This window comes from Streptomyces sp. NRRL B-24085 (assembly GCF_001282115.1).
Classification (GTDB): domain Bacteria; phylum Actinomycetota; class Actinomycetes; order Streptomycetales; family Streptomycetaceae; genus Streptomyces.
Genome location: NZ_LJBR01000471.1, coordinates 1 through 21,440, shown reverse-complemented (window position 1 = coordinate 21,440; position 21,440 = coordinate 1). Strand labels below are relative to the sequence as shown.

The window sequence follows — 21,440 nt, the reverse complement described above, 5'->3', positions numbered from 1 at the left end:
GCCCTGCTGCCGGGGGCTGCCGGGGGTGGGGGACACCGACGAGAGGCCGCTGTCGCCGCGCGGGGCGACGGTCGTCGCGGGCTGCGAGGAGAACGAGATCAGGCCGGACCCCTCGGCCCGCGCGGTCCTCGACGGCTCGTCGGCCCGGTGGTCCGTCGCGGCTATCACCGCCACACAGGCGACGATCGTGGCCACCGCCAGCGCCCCGGCGAGATAGAGCCGTCGGGTGCCTGGTGTGCGGGAGGTGTCCAACGTCCAGCCGTTCTCCCAGGGGCGGTCCTGAGGCGGCCGGGACTTGTCTTCGGGCATGCGCTGTTCCTCCGGCGCGGCGCGAGGCGACGTGCCGCTGCTGTGGTGGCGCGGTATGTGAAAGGTGAACCACGAGTGGTTCCGGAGGGAACAGTAGTGGTTACCGGGGGTTGTGAGCAGCCCTTTGAAGCGGCTGGTTTCCACAATTCCGGCGCGGTGGGATGCCGTCTCCGTCTCTTCCGGCGCCGGCCGTGGAGCGGGTCGTCACCTCTGCACCGCCTTGTCCTGGATCAGCGGGTGCGAGGAGAGTCGGTTTCGTCAACTCGGCCTGAATACAGATGCCGTGGCCGGGGGATGGCGGGCAGTCGGCGGCTGCGGCCGACGTCCAGCCGAGTGCGGCTGTGCCACATCGTGCTGGGTGAACGGTAGTTGGGTGGCGGCTGCGTGATCGCAGGGGGCGTGCCGTCCGACTCCGCCGCTGCCGCGGGGTCACCGCTCTGCGTCGAGCCGTGCACTCCGGGCGGTGCGTTCTCGACCGCCCGGACGCGCCGTTATGTACGCTCGTACACATGGGATACCTGCTGCTCGCCGGAGCCATCGCCGCCGAGGTCGGAGCGACCACGGCCATGAAGTACACCGAGGGCTTCAGCCGGCTCGGGCCCTCGCTGCTGACCGTGCTCGGGTACGTCCTCTCCTTCGCGCTGCTCGCCCAGACGCTGAGGACGGTGTCGGTCGGCACCGCCTACGCGATCTGGGCCGGGGTGGGCACCGCGGCCATCGCCACCATCGGCATGGTCTTCCTCGGGGAGACCATGACGGTCACCAAGGCCGCGGGGATCGCGCTGATCATCGTGGGTGTCGTGGTGCTGAACCTGGGCGGGGCGCACTGATGGCCCGCAGGCACGACCCCGAGCGCCGGCAGCGGATCATCGACGCGGCCATCCGGGTCGTGGGGGCGAAGGGGCTCGCGGGGCTCAGCCACCGCAGCGCCGCCGCCGAGGCCGACGTACCGCTCGGGTCAACGACGTACCACTTCAAGAGCCTCGACGAGCTGATGGTCGCCGCGCTGCGCCAGGCCAGCGAGGGCTTCGCCAAGGCGGTCGCCGCGCACGGCGTCCTGGACGACCCGGGCGGTGACCTGGCCGCCGGCCTCGCCCGCGTCCTCGGCGACTGGCTAGGCGGCGACCGCACCGGCGTCGAGCTGGAGTACGAGCTCTACCTCGCCGCGCTGCGCCGCCCGGCCCTGCGCCCGGTCGCCGCCGAATGGGCGGACGAGCTCGCCGAGGGCCTCAGCCGCCGTACGGACCGGGTCACGGCACGGGCGCTGGTCGCGCTGATGGACGGCATCTGTCTCCAGGTCCTGCTGACGGGGGCGCTGTACGACGAGGACTACGCGCGGGAGATGCTGGCGCGGGTGAGCCCGCGGGAGGCGTAGGACGGGCGGCGAGCCGGCTCGCCCCCGGCCGGCCCGGGGCGGGCGGCGACGGCCGGCCGGGGTGCGCACACGCCCGGTGCCGGGGCAGCCCGCTACCTGAGACGTCCCGCGCACGGGTTCGCGTCCCGCGGCCTGCGCTGGGGCAGTCCGCGACCCGGGACGTCCCTCCCTCGGGTTCGCGTTTCACGCCTCGCGCCGGGGCTGCCATCACCCGAGTCGTCCCGTGCTCGGGTTCGCGTCCCGCGGCCTGTGCCGGGGCAGTCCGCGACCCGGGACGTCCCTCCCTCGGGTTCGCGTTCCACGTCCCGCGCTGCGGCAGCCCACCACCCGAGACGCCCCGCGCACGGGTTCACGTTTCACGCCTCGCGCCGGGGCTGCCATCACCCGAGTCGTCCCGTGCTCGGGTTCGCGTCCCGCGGCCTGTGCCGGGGTAGCCCGCTACCTGAGACGTCCCTCCCTCGGGTTCGCGTTTCACGCCCCGCGCTGCGGCAGCCCATCACCTGAGACGTCCCGCGCACGGGTTCGCGTCCCGTGGCCTGTGCCGGTTAGGTTTCCCTCATGACCGACACGACTGCCCCGCGCACCACCGGCGCCATCGCCGCAGGCCTCGCCACCGTCGCCGCCGACGGAACCGTTCTCGACACCTGGTTCCCCGCTCCCGAGCTCTCCGCCGAACCCGGCCCGGCCGGCACCGAGCGGCTCTCCGCCGACCGGGCCGTGGAACTGCTCGGCGACGGCGCCGCCAAGGCGACCGGCCCGGACGCCCGCCGCGGCGTCGAGGTGATCGCGGTCCGCACGGTCATCGCCTCCCTCGACGACAAGCCGCTCGACACGCACGACGCCTACCTGCGGCTGCACCTGCTCTCGCACCGCCTGGTCCGGCCGCACGGCCTGAGCCTGGACGGCATCTTCGGTCTCCTGCCCAACGTCGCCTGGACCTCGCTCGGCCCGGTCGCCGTCGACGACATCGAGAAGGTGCGCCTCAACGCCCGCGCCGAAGGCCTGCACCTCGCCGTGACCAGCGTCGACAAGTTCCCGCGCATGACGGACTACGTGGCCCCCAAGGGCGTCCGCATCGCCGACGCCGACCGGGTCCGCCTCGGCGCGCACCTCGCCGCGGGCACCACCGTGATGCACGAGGGCTTCGTCAACTTCAACGCGGGCACGCTCGGCACCTCCATGGTCGAGGGCCGGATCTCCGCCGGTGTCGTGATCGGCGACGGTTCGGACATCGGCGGCGGCGCCTCCACCATGGGCACGCTCTCCGGCGGCGGCAACGTCCGCATCACCATCGGCGAGCGCTGCCTGATCGGCGCCGAGGCGGGCGTCGGCATCGCGCTCGGCGACGAGTGCGTCGTCGAGGCCGGCCTCTACGTCACTGCCGGCACCCGGGTCACCATGCCCGACGGCCAGATCGTCAAGGCCCGCGAGCTGAGCGGCGCCTCGAACATCCTCTTCCGCCGCAACTCGGTCACCGGCACGGTCGAGGCCCGCCCGAACAACGCGGTCTGGGGCGGCCTCAACGACGTCCTGCACAGCCACAACTGAGCCCCCGAAGATCACGTACGGGTTGCTCGGCGTGACCTCGGGGGCGATTCGGCAGATGAACGGGTGGACGCAGAGTCCGATCAGATGCCGGGACGACGAACGAGGGGCCGAGCGATGAGGAACGTACGGACGAGGGCCGTGACGGGCGGACTGGCGGTGCTGGCCGTGACGTGTCTGCTGCCCGCGGGCAGCGCACACGCCGACGAGACCAACACCGCCTCCCACAACGGCCCCCGGGTCGGCCTGGTCAACATCGGCCAGGTGGACGACCCGATGGAGGACGTCCTGGAGCACCTGCTGCTGATCGGCGACGGGTACTCCTGGAACTGACCCGCGCGAGAGGAAGTCGCCGCGAAGGACACATGTCCTTCGCGGCGACTTCTTTTCACGGAGTGGCATAGCGGCGGCCGCCCGCCCGCGTCACAAGGGTCGGAGGGGCGGCGCACAGGCGTCGCCGGGGAAGAGAAGGTGACGATGAATGCCGAAGGGCTGGAGAGTTTCCGGGACTTCGTGGACAGCAGGTCGTCCGCCCTGCTGAGGACCGCCGTCCTCCTGTGCGGGGGAGACCGGCACGCCGGTGAGGACCTGTTGCAGAACGCCCTGGTGAAGGCGGCCGGACGCTGGCAGAAGATCGACGAGCCGGAGGCCTATGTACGGCAGGTCCTCTACCGCCAGCAGGTCAGCCGCTGGCGGCTGAAGTGGCCCCGCCGGGAGGTCAGCGTCGCCGAGCCGCCCGAACCGCCGGGCACCGGCGAGCCCGGCGCCGACACCGCCGCCGCCACCGAACTGCGCCTCGTGATGCGCCAGGCCCTGTTCCGGCTCACCGCACGGCAGCGCACCGTCCTGGTGCTGCGCTACTTCGAGGACCTGCCCGAGGCCGACGTGGCCCGGCTGCTCGGCTGTTCGGTCGGCACCGTGCGGTCCACCACCCACCGTTCGCTGGCCCGGCTGCGCTCGCTCGCACCCGAACTGGCCGCCCTCGGGCCCGCCGACGCCGAGCGGTCCGCGTCCCGTGACTACTCGCCCGTGGAGGTGCGTCCGTGAACGTCGACGACATCGTGCGCGACGCGCTGCACGAGCAGGCCGCCGAACAGCCCCCGGCCGCGGCCGGATTCGCCGACCGGGTGCTCGCCGTCCGGCGCCGCCGCCGCAGCCGCAGGATCGCGCTCGCCGCCGCGGCCACGGTCGCCGTGGTCGCCGTAGGGGTGGCGGTACCGCTGCTGGACTCCGGCAAGGACGACGTACGGCCCTCGGGCGGCGGCGGTGGGATCGTGGTGGAGAAGAAGACGAAGGCCCACCCCGACCAGTCGCCGCCCCGCGAGGAGATCTCCGCAGGCGGCACCACCCTCGCCGGCTACTTCGTCCCCGAGACGGTGAAGAAGACCGCGAACACCGCCGTCTACCAGCGCACTTACCACCTGCTGAACCCGCGCACCGGCACGTACGAGAAGGCCGGGGACTGGTCCTGGGTGGCGGTCGCCCGCGGCGGCAGGACAGCCGCTGTCCTGGAACGGGATCTGCCCTCCTCCCGGATCGGTCTGCTCGATCTCACCACCGGCAAGGTCGAGCGGTGGATCGAGGCCGACCACAGGGTCGGTGGGCTCGCCTTCTCCCGCGACGGCCGCAAGCTGGTCGCGACGACCTACTCCAGCAACCCCGACCTACGGGTCAAGGAGAACGGCTCCGACGGCGGCTGGGACCAACCCTCGACGTCGAGCCGCAACGGGTTCTACCTCTTCGACGTGGCCTCCGGGAACGGCGCCTGGACCGAGGTCAGGATCGGGGCCGACTCCTACAACCCCGTGGGCCGCAGCTTCGTCAACAGCCGCCAGGACTTCGCCCTCACCGACGACGGCCGGTACGTCTGGGCCGGGAACCCCATGCAGGACATCGGCAAGGAGTTCTGGGACCTGAAGGGCGCCAAGATCCCCACTCCCGCGGACGAGAAGCACCTGGAGTGGTACGTCGACGCGGGCAAGTCCCCGGACGGCAGGCTCGTGGCCGGAGCCTTCGCGGGTCAGAAGTGGAAGACGTCCTCGTTCATCCTCGACGCCAGGACCGGTGCGCACACCGAGGTGCGCGGCCAGCAACTGCTCGCCTGGGTGGGCAACAAGCAGCTCATCGCCTGGGACATCGGGGAGAACGACAAGAACGAGTTCCACAGCCGGCTCGTGCTCGTCACCCTCGGCAGTGACAAGGAAGTCCCGCTCAGCGGCTTCCGCGAGGGCAACGACGGCGACGCCGGACGCTGGGAGCCGCTCTTCGCCCAGCCCTGATCAGGTGATCAGGCGGCCACGAACCGTTCGTACTCCGCCAGCAGCCCGTCGGCCGCCTCCCGGCCGGCGGGCCGCAGCGGGGCGCGGACCGGGCCCGCGGGCCGGCCCAGCGCGGTGAGCAGGGCCTTGGCGGTGACCGTGCCGGGCAGGCCCGCCGCCATCATCGCCTCGATCAGCGGCACGGCCCTCTGCTGGAGGCGGGCGGACACGGGGGTGTCGCCCGCCTCGAACAGGTCGATGATCGCCCGGAGCCGGTCCGGGACCACGTTGGCCACCGTGCTGACGTACCCCGCCGCGCCCACCGCGTACAGCGCGAGGATCTGCTCGTCGCAGCCCGCGTAGTACGCGAGTTCCGTGCGGTGCAGGACCTTCTGGATGCCGAGGAGGTCGTAGGAACAGTCCTTGACCGCGACGATCCGGGGGTGCTCGGCGAGCCGGATCATGGTCTCCGGTTCGATGCGGATGCCGGTGCGGCCCGGGATGTCGTAGAGCATGACGGGCAGTGCGCAGGCGTCGGCGATCTCCCGGAAGTGCGCCTCCAGCGCGTCCTGCGGCGGCCTGCTGTAGTAGGGGCTGACCACCAGCACCCCGTCCGCGCCCGCCCCTTCGGCGGCGCGGGCCAGCTCCACCGTGTGCCGGGTGTCGGCGGTGCCCACCCCGGTCACCACCGAGGCCCGTCCGCCCACCGCCTCCCGCACCGCCTTCACCAGCGCGGACTTCTCCGCGTCCGTCGTGGTCGGCGACTCACCCGTGGTGCCGGACAGGACGAGCCCGTCGCAGCCCTCCGTCACCAGGTGGTCGGCGAGCGTCTGCGCACCGTCGAGGTCGAGGGCACCGGTCTCGTCGAAGGGCGTGATCATGGCGCAGAGGGCGCGGCCGAAGGGTGGGGCGGCATGGGTCATAGCCGTAGTCTCGACCTGCCAACCGTGAAGCTCCACTTAATTCTCCTACGGGATATTGCTAAGGGATGCTGCGAAGAGGCGGTATGTCCAAATCGGGCCCGCATGGGTCACCATGGTCAGGACGGTGCACGACCCCTGGTCCTGGAGGCGTCATGAAGCTCGGCAAGGCACTCGCCACCGGAGTCGCGGAAGAGCGGCCGGAGATCCACGAGGAAGAGCTCGAACTCCCCGAGGAGATCAAGGAACTGAAGGCCCCCGAAGAGGTTCCGGCGGCCCGATGAGGCTGCGGCTTCCGGAGGAACGCCCCGCGGAGCCGCCGACCGGATACAAGATCGCCCACCCGGTGCTGTCCCAGGACGGCACCCGGGCCGGGTTCACCGGTGTGTCGCTCGGCGGCGCGCTGCCGTATGGCGTCCTGGCCGACGCGTCCTGCGTCTACGGCCTGCGGCACCGGGCACCGAACCGCCGCTGCGACTGCGGCTTCCACTGCGTGCACGACCGCGCGGCGGCCGAGGCACTGCTGTGCACGGCCGAGCACCGCACAGCCGTCCTCCTCGACGTCCTGGTCCTCGGCCGCTACCTCCGCTTCGAGCGCGGCTTCCGCTACGCCCGCCAGCGGGTGCGGACCGCGACCGTCGGACCCTGCGCCTGCGGCACGGTAGCGGCGGCGCTCGCCGACGCCGGCTGGGGCAGGCCCGGCTGGCGGGCCCTGGCCCCCTCCTGCGCGAGCTGCCTGCGCGGACGTACGGCCGTCTCGCTCGCCGGATTCGCCCGGCTGGCGGGGGAGGGGCTGCGGGTGGTGGCACGGCCGGCCGCCGTCCCCGCAGCCGGTGACGCCGGTCTGCCCATGGAGCTCGGGGTGCCCGAACTCGCCGCCGAGGCAGCCCTGTTGCAGGTCCGGCTCGACTGGTTCCAGAGCCAGTTGGCCCGGCTCGGGCAGCACGGCCCGGACGACGGTCCGCCGATGGGGTAGCGGGGGCCGGGCCGGGTACCCGGGTGTTCCGACCGAGAGGAGGCGGAACACCGTGACCGGAACCACGGCCCCCAGGCCGGCGCACGACGGACATCACTCGGTGGGCGAACTCGTCGGACAGGCCACCGAGCAGGTCTCGCGGCTGGTGCGGCAGGAAGTCGCCCTCGCGAAGGAAGAACTGGCCGAGAAGGGCCGGCGGGCGGGGAAGGGCGGCGGGCTGCTGGGAGCCGCCGGCGCCTTCGCCTACGCGGGACTGCTCGCCCTGGCCGGAACCGGCATCGCCGCGCTCGCGCTGGTGCTGTCGGTGTGGGCCGCGGCGCTGATCGTGACGGCTGTGCTGTTCGTGATCGCGGGGGTGCTCGCCGCCACCGGCCGCGCCCAGCTCCGCCGTGCCGCGCCCCCGACGCCCGAGGAGGCCCTCGGCAGCGTCAAGGCGGACGTCGAGGAGATCAGGGAAAGGGCGCACCGATGACGGACAGGACAAGCGGCGAGCCCCACGCGACGGGGGCCAAGGGACCCGATGAACTGCGGCGGCAGATCGAGCGGACCCGTAGTGAACTCGGTGACACCGTTGAGGAGTTGGCAGGGAAGATGGACGTCAAGGGCCGTGCGCGGGCTCGCGCGGCAGATCTCAGGGACAAGGCCGGCGCGATGACCGTGCAGCTTCGCAGCAGCGCGGCGCAGGCCGGGCACACCGTGCACGACAAGGCCACGCAGGCCGGACACCTGGTCCAGGACCGGGCCACCCAGGCCGGCCACAAGGTCCAGGACCGGACGCAGCGGGCGGGCCGGCTCACCCAGGGCAAGGCCTCTCGGACGGGTGCCGCGCTGGAACGCAGGGCGCAGCACAGCGTGCCCCAGCCGGCCCGGCCCCTGGTCATGGCGGCGGTACGGCATCCGCGGCCGGTGCTGATCGTGGGCGCGGCCCTGGCCGCGATCGTCGTCGTGTCGTGGCGGTACCCGAAGAAGTAGCCGCGCCACCTCGCAGGCCGGACGCGGGCGGCACCCGGAAGCACGGGTGCCGCCCGCTTTTGTGTGCGCCGTCCGCTCCTGGGTGTGCTGGCCGCTCTTGCGTGCGCCGTCCGCTCCTGCGTGCGCCGCCCGGTCCTTGCGTGTGCCGCCCGCCCTTGCGTGGGCCGCCGTCAGGCGCGTCCCTTCCCCCGGGCCGCCCGCAGCCGCGGCGGCCACTTCCGGGTGTCCCGGGGCTCCACGTACGGCTCCTCCGTCGGTTCGGCCGCACCGGAGGCGATCGCCCGCTCCCGGGCCAGCTCCGCGTCGAACTCCAGGCCCAGCAGGATCGCCAGGTTCGTCAGCCAGAGCCACACCAGGAAGACGATGGCACCGGCGAGGGCACCGTACGTCCGGTTGTAGGAGCCGAAGTTGGCGGCGTAGACGGCGAAGCCCGCGGAGGCGGCGAGCCAGACCAGGGTGGCGATGACACTGCCGGGGGAGATCCAACGGAAGCCGCGGCCGCGGACGTTGGGGGCGGCCCAGTACAGCAGCCCGATCATCACGACGACCAGGAGCAGCAGCACCGGCCACTTGGTCACGCCCCAGATCGCGATGGCCGCGTCCCCGAACCCCACCGCACGGCCCGCCCGTTCGGCCAGCGGACCGGTGAACACCACGATCAGCGCGCTCGCCGCCAGCATCAGCATCAGCGTCACGGTCAGCGCCAGGCGCAGCGGTGTCAGCTTCCACACCGGGCGCCCCTCGGGAAGGTCGTACACCGCGTTGGAGGCACGGATGAACGCGGCGACGTACCCGGAGGCGGACCACAGCGCGGCGAACAGGCCGAGGACCGCGAGGACGCTGCCGGTGCCGCCGCTGTCGCCGAGCTGGACGACCGCGTCCCGCAGGATGTCCCGGGCCGGACCCGGCGCGAGGTCCCCGATGTTGTCCAGGATCTTGTCCGTGGCGCGCTGCCCCACCACACCCAGCAGGGATACCATCACCAGCAGGGCGGGGAACAGCGACAGGACGCCGTAGTACGTCAACGCCGCCGCGCGGTCGGCCAGTTCGTCGTCCAGCAATTCCTTCGCCGTACGTCCCAGCACCGCACGCCAGGCTCGCGCGGGCAACTTGGCGGGGCGTCGCGGCCGGTCGTCCGCCTGCTCGTCCATGCCCTGGCGGGTCTCCCGAAACCACCGCCCCAACCGCCGACTTGACCTCAATCCTGGTTGAGGTCGGAGGCTGGCCGGCGAACACGTCGACCAGCGAACCGAGGAGGCCACGCGCATGACCCGCCGTACCGACGTCCATCCCGACCCCGCCCGGCCCGGAGTGGGAGCGTCCCTGTTCAGCACCTGGCGGGTGGGCAACCCGCTGCGCCAGCGGCAGACCGTCGAGGCCGTCGCCGCCGCCTGGGAACGCCGGCCGTGGCCCGCCGACGGACTGCTCGCCTACCACGTCTACACCGGACACGACACCGCGAGTCTGCTGCACTACTCGCAGTGGACCGACGAGCAGGCGTACGAGGCCTTCGCGCGGACGCAGCGGCTGGAGCGCGTCGACGAGATCGACACCGCCGTGCCCCACATCGAACGGCTCGGGCTCGGCCGCTACCGGCACCACCGCAGCGCCGTCCGGGAGGGGGACCGGCGGGTTCCGGGCTGCATCGTCGTCGTCGACATCGAGTTCGACGGTCCCGACCCCGACCGGCAGCGGGCCTGGGTGGACGCCGTCCTCGACGCGCTGGAGCACGAACCGAACCCGCACCCCGGCGGTATCGGCGCGCACTTCCACCTCAGCACCGACGGCACCCGCGTCCTCAACTACGCCGAGTGGGAGAGCGCCCAGGCCCACCTCGAAGCGCTGGCCGCCCCGGGGAACGGCATCGGCTCGGCCACGGACCGCTGGGAGCGCGTGCAGACCTGGCCGGGACTGAAGAGCAGCGTGGTCAGCCGGTACGACCACGTCCTCGGCCTGCTTCCGTGACAGCCGCCCACCGAAAACTTCGATCGCCTGGACAAAAAAAGTTTTCGGTGAGACGGTGGACCCATGCTGGACGTCACCGTGATCGAGGACCCCGAGGCCGCAGCCGTCTCGCTGGACCCCACAAGAGCGCGGCTGCTGGCCGAGCTGGCGGCCGGCCCCGCGTCGGCCGCCATGCTGGCCGGTCAGGTCGGACTGCCCCGCCAGAAGGTGAACTACCACCTCAAGGCGCTGGAGCGGCACGGCCTGGTCGAGCTCGCGGGTGAGCGCCGCAAGGGAAACGTCACCGAACGCCTGATGCGGGCGACCGCGGCCTCGTACGTGATCTCGCCGCTCGCCCTCGCCTCCGTGCAGCCCGACCCCGACCGCTTCCGCGACCAGCTCTCCGCGCGCTGGCTGCTGGCGCTCGGGGCCCGGCTGGTGCGGGACGTGGGTCAGCTGATCACCGGCGCCGCCAAGGAGCGCAAGAGGCTCGCGACGTACGCGCTGGACGGCGAGGTGCGTTTCGCCTCCGCCGCTGAACGAGCCGCCTTCATCCAGGAGTTGACGGCGGGCGTCACCGAGCTGATCCGCAGGTACGACGCCCCGGACGCCGAGGGCGGCAGGGATCACCGGATCGTGGTTGCCGTCCATCCCACGCTCAAGAAGACCGAGTTGGAGTAGATCATGTCCAAGGAGTTCGAGATCGCCCGCGAGTTCGAGGTCGACGCCACCCCGGAGCAGGTGTGGGAGGCGATCACCACCGGAACCGGCGGCTACCTGTGGCCGATGGAGCCGCCCGAGCCCCGCGTCGGCGGCACCGGCCCCTTCGGGTCCGAGGTCGTCGCCTGGGACCCGCCGCACCGCTACACCAACCGCGTCGAGAACGTCGACGGCATCTCCCAGCAGACCCTCAACCAGCTCGACTACACCGTGGAACCCCGGGACGAGGGCCGGCGGGCCTGGGTGCGCTACGTCCACAGCGGGATCTTCGTCGACGACTGGGATAACCAGTACGACGGCGCCGCCAAGCACACCGACTTCTACCTGCACACCTTGCGCGAGTACCTGACCCACTTCGCGCCCCGCCCGGCCGCCTTCGCGACCTTCGACGGACCCGAGGCGTCCAAGGCGCCGGACGCCCTCGCCACAGTGGGACGGGCGCTCGGTGTCGGCGAGGACGTGGCCGCGGGCACCCGCGTGACGGTCCACGGCCCCGACACCTTCGAGGCCGTGGTCGACTTCCGCAACCCCTACTTCATCGGGCTGCGCACCGACCGGGGCATGACCCGCGTCTTCGGGCGCAACCACTGGGGCCACCCGGTCGGCATCTCCCTGCACGACTTCGCCCCCGACTCCGACATCAAGGAGTGCGAGAACGAGTGGCAGGCCTGGCTGAACGGCGTGTTCGACCAGGCCTGACCCCCGCCGGTCACGGCTTGAAGCGCAGCACCTGCGGGTCGTGGTCGCTGATCTGGTCGTTGAACTCCGCGTTGATGTGCACGCTGTCGTACTCGAAGTCGCAGCCGCGCCGGATCGACGGACTCACCAGGATCTGGTCCAGGACCTGCTGGTTGCCCTGGTAGTCGTAGGTGTAACGCTCGCTCCTGGGCAGCGACTTGATCGCCGACCACAGCTCGCCGTCACCCTCCAGGATCTTCGCCGTGTCGGAGAACTCGAAGTCGTTGATGTCGCCGAGGGCGATGACGTCCGCGTTCTTCTGGGTGTCGAGGATGTCCTTGACGAAGGCGTTGACCAGGGTCGCCTGGCGGTGGCGCTGGACCTCCGAGCTGCGCGGCACCGGCTGGACCGCCGAGGTCAGACCGTAGTCGCCGCCCTTGGAGTTGAAGTGGTTGGCGATCACGAAGACCGTGCGGCCGCGGAAGACGAACTCCCCGGCCAGCGGCTTGCGGCTGGACTTCCATGCCTCGTCCGTGGGGGCGATGCGCCCCGGGGAGACCGTGAGCTGCGCCTTGCCGTGGACCCTGGTGACCCCGGCCGCCGTGGTGGCATCGCCGCCCGCGCGGTCGGTGAAGGAGACCCGCTCCGGGTTGAAGAGGAACACCTGGCGGATGTTGCCGCCCGGCTCGCCGCCGTCGGTGTCGTTCGCCGGGTCGATCGAGCGCCAGTCGTACCGCGGGCCGCCCGCCGCGACGATCGCGTCGATCAGCTTGCTCACCGTCACGTCGGCGGCGGTCGTGCCGTCGTCCTTGGCGCCGTTGTTGTCCTGGATCTCCTCCAGGGACACGATGTCGGGCGACTTCAGGTTGTTCACGATCGCGGAGGCGTGCTCCTCGAAGGTGGCGTCGGACGGGTCGAGGTTCTCGACGTTGTACGTCGCGACCGCGAGCTCGCCGTTCTTCTGCTTCTGCGTGGTCTCGCGCGTGAGACCGGCGCTCTTCAGCGTGCCGATCTCGTTGGCGACGAGCGTGTAGCCGCCGAACTGGTTGTAGTCCAGCGGGCCCGCTGTGGAGCCGGTGAGCACGTCACCGACGTTCGCGACCGGGAAGGCTGAGGTCGGGCCGAGCGACTGGATCTGGAGCCGGCCGGTGTTCTGCGCGTCGTAGGAGCCGTAGAGCGTGCCACCGCGGCGGGTGGCGTTCTCGCGCGGCTTCACCGTCACCCACAGCTCGGTGTACGGGTCCGTCGCGCCGACCACGCGGGTGTCGGCGACCTCGACGTTCATGCCCTCCAGGGACTCGTAGTAGTCCAGGGCGTACTTCTTCGGCTCCAGCGTCAGGCCGTTGATCGAGTTGCCCGCGGCGGGGTCGCCGGCCGGGACGTACGCGGCCGGCACCGACTTCGCGTCGATCACCGTGGCGGCCGGAACCGCGTTGCCGCCGGAGAGGACGGTGACGGTCGGCTTGGTGAGCTCGGTCACCGACTGGTTGCCGCTCGACGTGCCGCCCGGGACGTACTCCGAGACCGTGCCGGTGACGGTGACGGCGTCACCGACGGCGACCTTCGGGGCGGAGCTGGTGAAGACGAAGACGCCCTCGCTGGTGGCCGGGTCGGCGTCCGGGTTCGGGTCCTGGATCCAGAACCCCTTGGACGAGCCGTAGGTGCGCACGCCGGTGACGATTCCGGCCACATCGGCGACCTTCTGACCGGCGTACGGGGATATCCGGGTCGTGCCCTGGATGTCGTGGATGCTCACGGCGGCCGCGTGCGCGGGCGAGACCAGGACGACGGTGGAGGCCGCCGACAGGGCGGCGACGGTGAGCGCGGCGAGACGCGCGGACTTCTTGCTCGGCAACGGGATCCCTCCGGGGACGAACGTAGGCGCCGGGACGAGGGTGAACGTGGAACGGTGGGAGCCGCGACCTGTGGGGCGGTGGCGACGCGCGTAGAAATTACAGTGAACAGGTGTCCGCCGGGATTTCTACGCGCGTCAATCTCCTGCCTGGTCAGGCCACTTGTCAAGGTTTCAGCCATGTACGGACCCTGTCGGGGAGATGAACCGGGCGGCATGGGTGGATATCCGTCTACGCTGAGCGGCTGAGTGGCACGACGCGTCCTAGGAGAACCAGCCGATGTCAGACAGCTCCCCCCTGCCGCCGGTGCGGCTGCACCCCGAAGCGGAGCTGGCGCGGGACGCCCTGTCCACGCCGCTGCTCGCCCGGGCCGCCCGGCTCGCCCGCTGGGCCGGCGAGGACACACGGGTCGACGCCGGGGGCGGACTCGTCGAGGAGCTGCTGCCCTCGGCCGCCGCACACCTCGGCCTCACCGGCGACGAGGCCGCGGCCCACGCGAGCGAGGCCTGGCGGGTCGCCGTCGACACCGGGCTGGTCGAGATCGTCGACGAGGAGGAGGGCACGGTCGCCCCGGGCGAGGACCTGGCCCTGCTGTCCGGCTCCCCGCACGACGTGCTCGGCGTGTGGCTGACGGCGCTGGAGACGGCGCTGGCCGACGCGAGCGTGCCGGATCTGGACGACCTGGTCGACGCCATGTCCGCAGAGGACGGGGGCGGGCAGATCGACTTCGCCTCCCTGGACTGGGACCCCGAGGCCGAGCAGGAGTTCCTCGACGGGGTGCTCGGCAACCTCTACCTGCTCACGGTCAGCGAGGACGGCCCCGGCGACGGGCCCGTGCCGCTGCCCGCCCTCGCGGCGTCGATGATCGTGCCGAGCGACATGGGCGAGCCCACCAACGACGTCCTGGAGCAGGTGTCCGACGCGATGATGCGGCTGGACGACCAGTTCCGTTTCCTGGAGCCCGTCGGGATCGTCGAGTACCAGCCCGTCGACGAGGCGCTGATGGCCGACGCCGACGAGGAGCCCGCCGCGGCCGTCGACGAGACCGACGTCTCCCGGTACGGCATGGTGCGGCTCACCCCGCTCGGCCTGTACGGGCTGCGGTCCCGGCTGCTGGAGGCGGGAATCGCCGCACCGGCCGTCGGCGACCTCGCCGACAAGGGCGCGGACGCGCTGCTCGACGGGACCGCCGCGTTCCCGCCCTCGGCCGCCCAGGCCGAGACCGAGCAGTGGCTGGACCGGCGTGAACCGCTGGCCGCCGCGCGGGAACTGCTGGCGGCGGCCCGGGGCAGCGACGCGGGGGCCCCGCTGCGCAGGCTGCGCTGCCAGCAGGCCCTGTCGCTGGTCGGCCCGGTCGCCGAACCCGCGCTGCGGGAGGTCCTCGACGACCCCGAGCTGGGCGGGCTCGCCCGGGTCTGGCTGGTCGAGCGGGGGTTCGGGGACGTGCCCGCGCCCTCCGAGGACATGGTGTTCTGGCTGACCGTCGACACGATCGCCGCGCAACTGGCCGCCGAGGGGAACTCCGAGGAGCTCCAGGGGCTGGTGGAAGGGCTGGCCCAGCAGCACGGCGGCTTCTTCGCGGCGGCCTGGAAGGTCGACCATCCCGCCACGGCCGACGTGCTGGAGGCGATGGGGCGGTTGCATCCCGACAAGAAGGTGGCCAAGGAGGCCCGGAAGGCCGCGTTCAAGGCGCGCTCACAGCAGGGGGGCTGAGGTCGCGTCGCGGGTGCGGGCGGATTGTGGCTGGTCGCGCGCGGCGGAGCCGCACATCGACACCGCCCCGCGCCCCTGAAAGCACTCCCGTCAACCCGCGTTGATTCATCAAAGCTGCTCCACAGAGTCCTCTCGCAGTTCAACCCGTGTTCAGACATGGGCGAGACGGTTGCGCCGATTCGAGGTCCGCCACCCTCCACGGCGTTCACCCACCGTCTCAGGAGACACCATGTCGCTCACCCGCAGGGACTTTGCCGCGAAGACCGCGCTCACCGGAGCCGGTGTCGCGCTGGCGGGCACGGTCGGCGCCCTCGCCACCGCACCCAACGCGCTCGCCGCCACCGACGTCGAGAGCGAGGGCGCGCAGACCGCGGGCGCCCGCCACGGAGTCGGCTACGGGCCCCTGATCCCCGACCCCGACGGCATCCTCGCGCTGCCCGCCGGGTTCAGCTACGAGGTCATCACCTACAGCGGGAAGACCAGGCTGGAGTCGGGCGAATTCACCCCCTCCAACCACGACGGCACGGCCACCTTCTGCGGCCCCCGCGGTGCGACCCTCCTGGTCAACAACCACGAGCTCAAGGGCCCGCGTGCCAACTGGCCCCACCCGGTGCCGCTCACCGAGGGCCTCGTCTACGACCCCGCCGCCTCCGGTGGCTGCACGGTCGTCGAGGTCCGCCACGGGCACGTCGCCGAGTGGGTCGGCATCGCCGGCACCTCCACCAACTGCGCGGGCGGCACCACCCCTTGGGGGACCTGGCTCACCGGCGAGGAGACCGAGGACAAGGCCGGCCAGAACGGCATGACCAAGGACCACGGCTACATCTTCGAGGTCGACCCCGAGGACCGGCGCGCCAACCGCGACCCCAAGCCCGTCAAGGCGTTCGGCCGGTACGCCCACGAGGCGGTCGTCATCGACCCCAGGCGCGGCCACGCCTACCTGACCGAGGACGCCTCCGGCCCCAACGGCCTGCTCTACCGCTGGACCCCGCCGACGGGCTTCCACCACGGCCGCGGCAAGCTGCGCACCCTCGCCGACAACGCGGGGGTCCTCCAGGCCTTCAAGTGCTTCGACTCCGGCGGCAAGTTCGTCGACGACCTCTCCCGCGCCACGAAGACCGGCACGGTGTACGGCGTCGACTGGGTCGACGTGCCCGACCGCGACGCCAAGTCGGTCTCCGTCCGCAAGCAGTTCACCGACGGCCAGGTCACCCGCGCCCGCAAGCTGGAGGGCATGTGGTGGGGCGACGGCGGCGCGTACATCGTCTCCTCGTACGCCCGTGAGGAGAGCCCCGTCCAGCACGACGGCCAGGTCTGGTTCTACGACCCCAAGCGCCGCACCCTCACACTCAAGGTCCTCCTCGGAGTGAACCCGGACCCGTCCGCGGACGGCGCCTTCGACGGCCCCGACAACATCACCGTCTCCCCGTACGGCGGCCTCGTCATCGCCGAGGACGGCGAGGGCGTCCAGCACCTGTTCGGCGCCACCGAGAGCGGCCGCACCTACCCGATCGCCCGCAACGAACTCAACATCGGCACCGAGGAGGAGCCGGAGTACAGCGAGTTCACCGGCGTCACCTTCTCGCCCGACGGAAAGACCCTGTACGCCAACATCCAGACCCCGGGAATCATGCTGGCGATCACGGGCCCCTGGAAGCGCCAGAAGCGCGGTTGATTTTAATTCGCTCGCCGGGCCCGCGGCGCGCCTCCTAGAGTGATGAACGTCCAGGTGCGAAGGCAGGACCTACTTCCACTCATAATGGGGCGGCCGCGGGTTCGAGTCCCGCCACCGGTACAACGTGCCGGTGTAGCTCAGGGGTTAGAGCACCAATTGTCGGTTCCGCCGATCTGAACTCTGGACACCACAACTTCATGCACCTCCCGGTGCGAGAAGACATGATCTCGGGAGGCGCGGCTCATGGTGGGTGCCCGGTGCGCAGGCAGCGGATACTTCGGGAACTGATGAGGGAAAACCCTCGTGCGGGTTCGAATCCCGTCATCGACGCAAGGTCGGTGTGGCGGAACGGCAGACGCGCCAGTTATAAGCACCGCAGCCGACTTCGACCTCGGGCACCCTCCTTTTGCCGCGCCTCCCTCCGAAACAGCAACGAATTCGGGGGAATTCACCATGGCGCGATTCAACAAGAAGGCCGCACGAGCCCGTCCCACGTCCCGGGTCACCTCGACGGGACGCATTCTGCGGACCTATGAGGGCGGCCTCGGCCACGAGCGGGACGTGCGCTCCGAGCTCTTTCTGCTCGCGGTCTCGAACTTCGTCTCCCAGCAGACCTTCTACGAGTCCGGCGCGGACCGCGACGACCGGTTCGCCGCACTCGTACGGCAGCTCGCCGTCACCGACTCCGCCTGGACCGCCGGGCTGCTCGGCTGGCTGCGCGGCGAGGGAAACCTGCGCACCGCCTCGCTCGTGGGCGCCGCCGAGTACGTGAAGGCGCGCCTCGACGCAGGGGTGACCGACGGTCCCCCGAACCGACAGGTCGTGGCTTCCGTGCTGCGGCGTCCCGACGAGCCGGGCGAGTTCCTCGGGTACTGGACGGCCCGGTACGGCCGCAACGTCCCGAAGCCCGTCAAGCGCGGGATCGCCGACGCCGTACGGCGGCTCTACAGCGGCAAGTCGCTGCTGAAGTACGACACCGCGTCCAAGGGCTACCGCTTCGGCGACATCCTCAACCTGGTGCATGCGACCCCGGACCCGGACAAGCCGTGGCAGGGCGAGCTGTTCCAGTACGCCCTCGACCGCCGGCACCACCCGGACACGGCCGTGCCGCCCGCCTCGAACCGGATCCTGACCGCGCACCGCGAGCTGATGGCACTGCCGGCGGCACAGCGGCGTGCCGTCGTCACGTCCGAGGGCGGGGCCGAGCGACTGGCCGCGGCCGGGATCACGTGGGAGGCGCTGGCGGGCTGGCTCCAGGGCCCGATGGACAAGGCGGCCTGGGAGGCCGTGATCCCGTCCATGGGCGCGATGGCACTCGTCAGGAACCTCCGGAACTTCGACGAGGCGGGGGTGTCGGACGAGGTCGCCGCGCAGGTGGCGGCGAGGATCAGCGACCCGGCGGAGGTCGTACGGTCGCGGCAGTTCCCCTTCCGGTACCTCGCCGCGTACCAGCACGCGCCCTCGCTGCGCTGGGCGTACCCGCTGGAGCGGGCGCTCGGCCACTCGCTGGCCAACGTGCCCGCGCTGCCCGGCCGCACCCTGGTGCTCGTCGACCGCTCGGGCTCCATGTGGGCGCGGCTGTCCGACCGGTCGCGGCTCAACCGGGCCGACGCGGCGGCGATCTTCGGTACGGCGCTCGCGCTGCGGGCGGAGGACGCGGATCTCGTCGAGTTCGGCACCACGAACCGGCGTCTGTCGTTCGGCAGGGGCGAGTCGGTGCTGAAGATCCTCGGCCGCTTCGGCGACCTGGGCGGCACCGACACCACGTCGGCGGTCCGCGCGCACTACCGGGGCCAGGACCGGGTGCTGATCGTCACCGACGAGCAGTACACGTACCACCGCCGCGGCGGCCCGACCGAGCAGGTCCCGGCCGACGTGCCGGTCTACACCTGGAACCTCGCCGGCCACCGGGCGGGCCACGGCCCCTCCGGCACCGGCAACCGCCACACCTTCGGAGGCCTCTCGGACGCGGCCTTCCGGATGGTCCCGCTGCTCGAGGCGGCCCGGGACGCCGACTGGCCCTGGGCGGCCTGAGCACCGAGCGTGGCCCGCACCTCACGGGGGTGCGGGCCACACCCGTGCCCGGACCCTTGCCGGGCCAGCTGGTGACATCTAACATTTCAGTTGTGAAGGCCATACGACCGCTCACCCGCACCCTCCTCCGGGACCAGGCCTACGCCTCCATCCGGGACGCCATCGTGGCCGGGGAGATCGAGCCCGGGGCGGTCGTGCGGGACGCCGATCTCGCCGAGCGGCTCGGACTGTCCCGGGCGCCCGTGCGGGAGGCGTTCGCGCGGCTGGTCGACGAGGGGCTGCTGGAGAGCAAGCCGCAGAGCTACACCCGGGTCACCCAGGTCGTCGCCGCCGAGGTGCGGGACGCCGCCGCCGTGGTCGGGGCCATGCACGAACTGGTCACACGGGTCGCCGTGCCACGGCTGTTCGCCGCCGACATCGAGACCATGCGCGCGGCCAACGCACGCTTCGCGGCCGCCGTCACCGCCGGGGACGTCGACGAGGCCCTGCGCGCCGACGACGACCTGCACGACGTCCTGGTCCGGGTCAGCGGCAACCGCGCGGCCGCCGCCACCGCCGCCCGCTACACCCCTCTCATCCGCCGCCTCGAACGCCGGCGCTTCGGCGAGGGCGGCACCTGCCGTTCGGCCGGCCTGCACGACCGGCTGATCGCGGCCTGCGCGGCCGGTGACGTGGACGGGGCGGTCCGGGTCACCGCGGAGATCTGGCGGGGACTGGCCGAACTCGCCGACAGCGACTGAGCCCCCAGCGATCCACCGGGAGGACCCCATGCCCCTTTCGTCCTACGACCGTTACCCGCTCCTGTTCGGGCCGTCCCCCGTCCACCGCCTGGAACGTCTGACCGCGCACCTCGGCGGGGCCGCGCTGTGGGCCAAGCGCGAGGACTGCAACTCCCCGATCGCGTACGGCGGCAACAAGACCCGCAAGCTGGAGTACCTGGTCGCGGACGCCCTCGCGCAGGGCTGCGACACCCTCGTCTCGATCGGCGGCGTCCAGTCCAACCACACCCGCCAGGTCGCGGCCTGCGCCGCCCGGGCAGGGCTCAAGTGCGTGCTGGTGCAGGAGAGCTGGGTGGACTGGCCGGACGCCGTGTACGACAAGGTCGGCAACATCCTGATCAGCCGGCTCGCCGGGGCCGACGTACGCCTGGTGAAGGCCGGGTTCGGGATCGGGTTCAAGGAGAGCTGGGAGCAGGCCCTCCGGGACGTCGAGGAGGCGGGCGGCAAGCCGTACGCCATCCCGGCCGGCGCCTCCGACCACCCGCTCGGCGGTCTCGGCTTCGCCGCGTGGGCGTACGAAGTCGCCGACCAGGAGCGGGATCTGGGCGTCTTCTTCGACACGGTCGTGGTCTGCTCGGTGACCGGGTCCACCCAGGCCGGCATGGTCGCCGGGTTCCGGGCGCTGGAGGAGGCGGGCGGTCGGCCCCGGCGCGTCCTCGGCATCGACGCCTCGGCCGAGCCCGTCACCACCCGGGCGCAGATCGCGCGGATCGCCCACCGCACCGGGCAGCTCATCGGCGTGCGGAAGGAGCTGACCGAGGAGGACGTGGAGCTGGACGAGCGGTACCACGCGGGCGTCTACGGCATCCCCGACGAGACCACGCTGGAGGCGATGCGCCTCGCCGCCCGCACCGAGGGGATGGTCACCGACCCGGTGTACGAGGGCAAGTCCATGGCCGGGATGATCGACCTGGTCCGGCGCGGGGAGATCGGCGCGGACTCGACGGTGCTCTACGCCCACCTCGGCGGGCAGCCGGCGCTCAACGGCTACAGCGCGTTGTTCTAGCCGGGGCGGGCGGCGACCGCCCAGGGGCGCGGGGAGCTGTGCGAACAGCTCCCCCTCGGCCCCTGCTCGCCCACCGGCTACAGCGCCTGGGCCGCCGGCTTCACCATGCCCCGCACTGTGCGGGACTTCACGAAGTCGCCGATCGCCGTCATCTCCCACTCGCCGGAGAACTGCTTGATCAGCTTGGCCATCATCACGCCGGTCTGCGCCTCCGCGTTGGTGAGGTCGAAGCGGACCAGCTCCTCCCCGCTTCCGGCGTCGATGAGGCGGCAGTACGCCTTGGCGACCTCCGTGAACTTCTGCCCGGAGAAGGAGTTGACCGTGAAGACCAGACCGGTGACCTCCTGCGGGAGCCGGCCGAGGTCCACGACGATCACCTCGTCGTCACCGCCGCCCTCGCCCGTGAGGTTGTCGCCGGAGTGCTTGATCGCGCCGCCGACGATGGACAGCTTGCCGAAGTAGCAGCTGTCGATGTGGTTGCGCTGCGGGCCGTAGGCGATGACGGAGGCGTCGAGGTCGATGTCCTTGCCGCGGTACGCCGGCTCCCAGCCGAGGCCCATCTTGACCTGGGAGAGCAGCGGCCGTCCGCCCTTGACCAGGGAGACGGTCTGGTTCTTCTGGAGGCTGACCCGGCCCTTGTCGAGGTTGATCTTCCCGGCGCCGGGAGCGGTCGAGGTCGGGCG

22 protein-coding genes and 1 pseudogene are annotated in these 21,440 nt (G+C 71.7%); 18 read left to right on the top strand and 5 right to left on the bottom strand.

The genetic code is table 11. From position 1 onward, the window contains the following. Positions 1-309: pseudogene (locus tag AOJ26_RS42470) on the bottom strand (alpha-L-arabinofuranosidase); the annotation flags it as partial. Between the two features lie 509 nt (positions 310-818). Here AOJ26_RS42470 and AOJ26_RS36995 point away from each other — a divergent pair. From AOJ26_RS36995 to AOJ26_RS36970, 6 genes are all read left to right on the top strand, one after another. Further along, the gene (locus tag AOJ26_RS36995; RefSeq protein ID WP_053852738.1) at positions 819-1,139 is read left to right on the top strand and encodes a DMT family transporter; all 321 of its coding nucleotides are present in this window, start codon (positions 819-821) and stop codon (positions 1,137-1,139) included. Next, positions 1,139-1,684, top strand: coding sequence for a TetR/AcrR family transcriptional regulator (locus AOJ26_RS36990; RefSeq protein WP_053852737.1), 546 nt, complete (start codon positions 1,139-1,141; stop codon positions 1,682-1,684). The genes AOJ26_RS36995 and AOJ26_RS36990 overlap by 1 nt, the downstream gene beginning before the upstream one ends. A 558-nt stretch (positions 1,685-2,242) precedes the next feature. Then, entirely contained in the window at positions 2,243-3,232 is a 990-nt protein-coding gene (gene dapD, locus AOJ26_RS36985; RefSeq protein ID WP_053852736.1) for a 2,3,4,5-tetrahydropyridine-2,6-dicarboxylate N-succinyltransferase, read from the top strand. 114 nt (positions 3,233-3,346) lie between these two features. Continuing rightward, positions 3,347-3,562: a hypothetical protein gene (locus tag AOJ26_RS36980; RefSeq protein WP_053852735.1), complete on the top strand. Its 216-nt coding sequence runs from the start codon at positions 3,347-3,349 to the stop codon at positions 3,560-3,562. Between the two features lie 144 nt (positions 3,563-3,706). Further along, a complete protein-coding gene (locus AOJ26_RS36975; protein WP_053852734.1) occupies positions 3,707-4,276 on the top strand; it encodes a SigE family RNA polymerase sigma factor in 570 nt (189 codons plus the stop codon). Beyond that, on the top strand, positions 4,273-5,508 hold the full coding sequence (locus AOJ26_RS36970) for a hypothetical protein (RefSeq protein ID WP_053852733.1): 1,236 nt from the start codon (positions 4,273-4,275) through the stop codon (positions 5,506-5,508). Before AOJ26_RS36975 ends, AOJ26_RS36970 begins: the two co-directional genes overlap by 4 nt. Positions 5,509-5,516: 8 nt before the next feature. Here AOJ26_RS36970 and dapA read toward each other — a convergent pair whose 3' ends face one another. After that, a complete protein-coding gene (gene dapA / locus AOJ26_RS36965; protein ID WP_179200251.1) occupies positions 5,517-6,410 on the bottom strand; it encodes a 4-hydroxy-tetrahydrodipicolinate synthase in 894 nt (297 codons plus the stop codon). A 152-nt stretch (positions 6,411-6,562) separates the two neighbouring features. On the opposite strand from dapA, the gene AOJ26_RS44995 reads away from it, so the two are divergent. Genes AOJ26_RS44995 through AOJ26_RS36950 form a run of 4 tightly spaced genes read left to right on the top strand, consistent with a single transcriptional unit; the run spans position 6,563 to position 8,355 of the window. Continuing rightward, entirely contained in the window at positions 6,563-6,691 is a 129-nt protein-coding gene (locus tag AOJ26_RS44995) for a hypothetical protein (RefSeq protein ID WP_256122893.1), read from the top strand. After that, complete coding sequence (locus AOJ26_RS36960) at positions 6,688-7,383, top strand: hypothetical protein (RefSeq protein ID WP_053852731.1); 696 nt, start codon at positions 6,688-6,690, stop codon at positions 7,381-7,383. The genes AOJ26_RS44995 and AOJ26_RS36960 overlap by 4 nt, the downstream gene beginning before the upstream one ends. A 52-nt stretch (positions 7,384-7,435) precedes the next feature. Beyond that, positions 7,436-7,855, top strand: coding sequence for a phage holin family protein (locus AOJ26_RS36955; RefSeq protein ID WP_053852730.1), 420 nt, complete (start codon positions 7,436-7,438; stop codon positions 7,853-7,855). Continuing rightward, a complete protein-coding gene (locus tag AOJ26_RS36950) occupies positions 7,852-8,355 on the top strand; it encodes a DUF3618 domain-containing protein (RefSeq protein WP_053852729.1) in 504 nt (167 codons plus the stop codon). Before AOJ26_RS36955 ends, AOJ26_RS36950 begins: the two co-directional genes overlap by 4 nt. Positions 8,356-8,525: 170 nt before the next feature. On the opposite strand, the gene AOJ26_RS36945 is transcribed toward AOJ26_RS36950, so the two are convergent. Next, positions 8,526-9,506 (bottom strand): YihY/virulence factor BrkB family protein, encoded by a 981-nt coding sequence (locus AOJ26_RS36945; RefSeq protein ID WP_053852728.1) that lies wholly within the window; start codon positions 9,504-9,506, stop codon positions 8,526-8,528. Between the two features lie 115 nt (positions 9,507-9,621). Here AOJ26_RS36945 and AOJ26_RS36940 point away from each other — a divergent pair, with 115 nt between their 5' ends. From AOJ26_RS36940 to AOJ26_RS36930, 3 genes are all read left to right on the top strand, one after another. Beyond that, positions 9,622-10,320 (top strand): antibiotic biosynthesis monooxygenase, encoded by a 699-nt coding sequence (locus AOJ26_RS36940; protein WP_053852727.1) that lies wholly within the window; start codon positions 9,622-9,624, stop codon positions 10,318-10,320. A 63-nt stretch (positions 10,321-10,383) separates the two neighbouring features. Next, a complete protein-coding gene (locus tag AOJ26_RS36935; RefSeq protein ID WP_053852726.1) occupies positions 10,384-10,980 on the top strand; it encodes an ArsR/SmtB family transcription factor in 597 nt (198 codons plus the stop codon). A gap of 3 nt (positions 10,981-10,983) precedes the next feature. Beyond that, on the top strand, positions 10,984-11,718 hold the full coding sequence (locus AOJ26_RS36930) for an SRPBCC family protein (RefSeq protein ID WP_053852725.1): 735 nt from the start codon (positions 10,984-10,986) through the stop codon (positions 11,716-11,718). A 10-nt stretch (positions 11,719-11,728) separates the two neighbouring features. Here AOJ26_RS36930 and AOJ26_RS36925 read toward each other — a convergent pair whose 3' ends face one another. Continuing rightward, positions 11,729-13,552 carry an endonuclease/exonuclease/phosphatase family protein gene (locus tag AOJ26_RS36925; RefSeq protein WP_053852724.1) on the bottom strand — a complete coding sequence of 608 codons (1,824 nt, stop codon included), beginning with the start codon at positions 13,550-13,552 and terminating at the stop codon, positions 11,729-11,731. A gap of 277 nt (positions 13,553-13,829) precedes the next feature. Here AOJ26_RS36925 and AOJ26_RS36920 point away from each other — a divergent pair, with 277 nt between their 5' ends. From AOJ26_RS36920 to AOJ26_RS36900, 5 genes are all read left to right on the top strand, one after another. Further along, positions 13,830-15,263, top strand: a complete 1,434-nt coding sequence (locus tag AOJ26_RS36920) for a hypothetical protein (RefSeq protein ID WP_053852723.1) — start codon at positions 13,830-13,832, stop codon at positions 15,261-15,263. Positions 15,264-15,492: 229 nt separating this feature from the next. Continuing rightward, a complete protein-coding gene (locus tag AOJ26_RS36915; protein ID WP_053852722.1) occupies positions 15,493-16,938 on the top strand; it encodes an alkaline phosphatase PhoX in 1,446 nt (481 codons plus the stop codon). Positions 16,939-17,391: 453 nt separating this feature from the next. Then, positions 17,392-18,972, top strand: coding sequence for a TROVE domain-containing protein (locus tag AOJ26_RS36910; RefSeq protein WP_053852721.1), 1,581 nt, complete (start codon positions 17,392-17,394; stop codon positions 18,970-18,972). Positions 18,973-19,064: 92 nt separating this feature from the next. Then, positions 19,065-19,712, top strand: coding sequence for a GntR family transcriptional regulator (locus AOJ26_RS36905; RefSeq protein WP_053852720.1), 648 nt, complete (start codon positions 19,065-19,067; stop codon positions 19,710-19,712). 28 nt (positions 19,713-19,740) lie between these two features. Continuing rightward, positions 19,741-20,757, top strand: a complete 1,017-nt coding sequence (locus tag AOJ26_RS36900; RefSeq protein WP_053852719.1) for a 1-aminocyclopropane-1-carboxylate deaminase — start codon at positions 19,741-19,743, stop codon at positions 20,755-20,757. A 77-nt stretch (positions 20,758-20,834) separates the two neighbouring features. Here AOJ26_RS36900 and AOJ26_RS36895 read toward each other — a convergent pair. After that, a partial coding sequence (locus AOJ26_RS36895) for a TerD family protein (RefSeq protein ID WP_199828908.1) occupies positions 20,835-21,440 on the bottom strand: 606 nt, incomplete at its 5' end.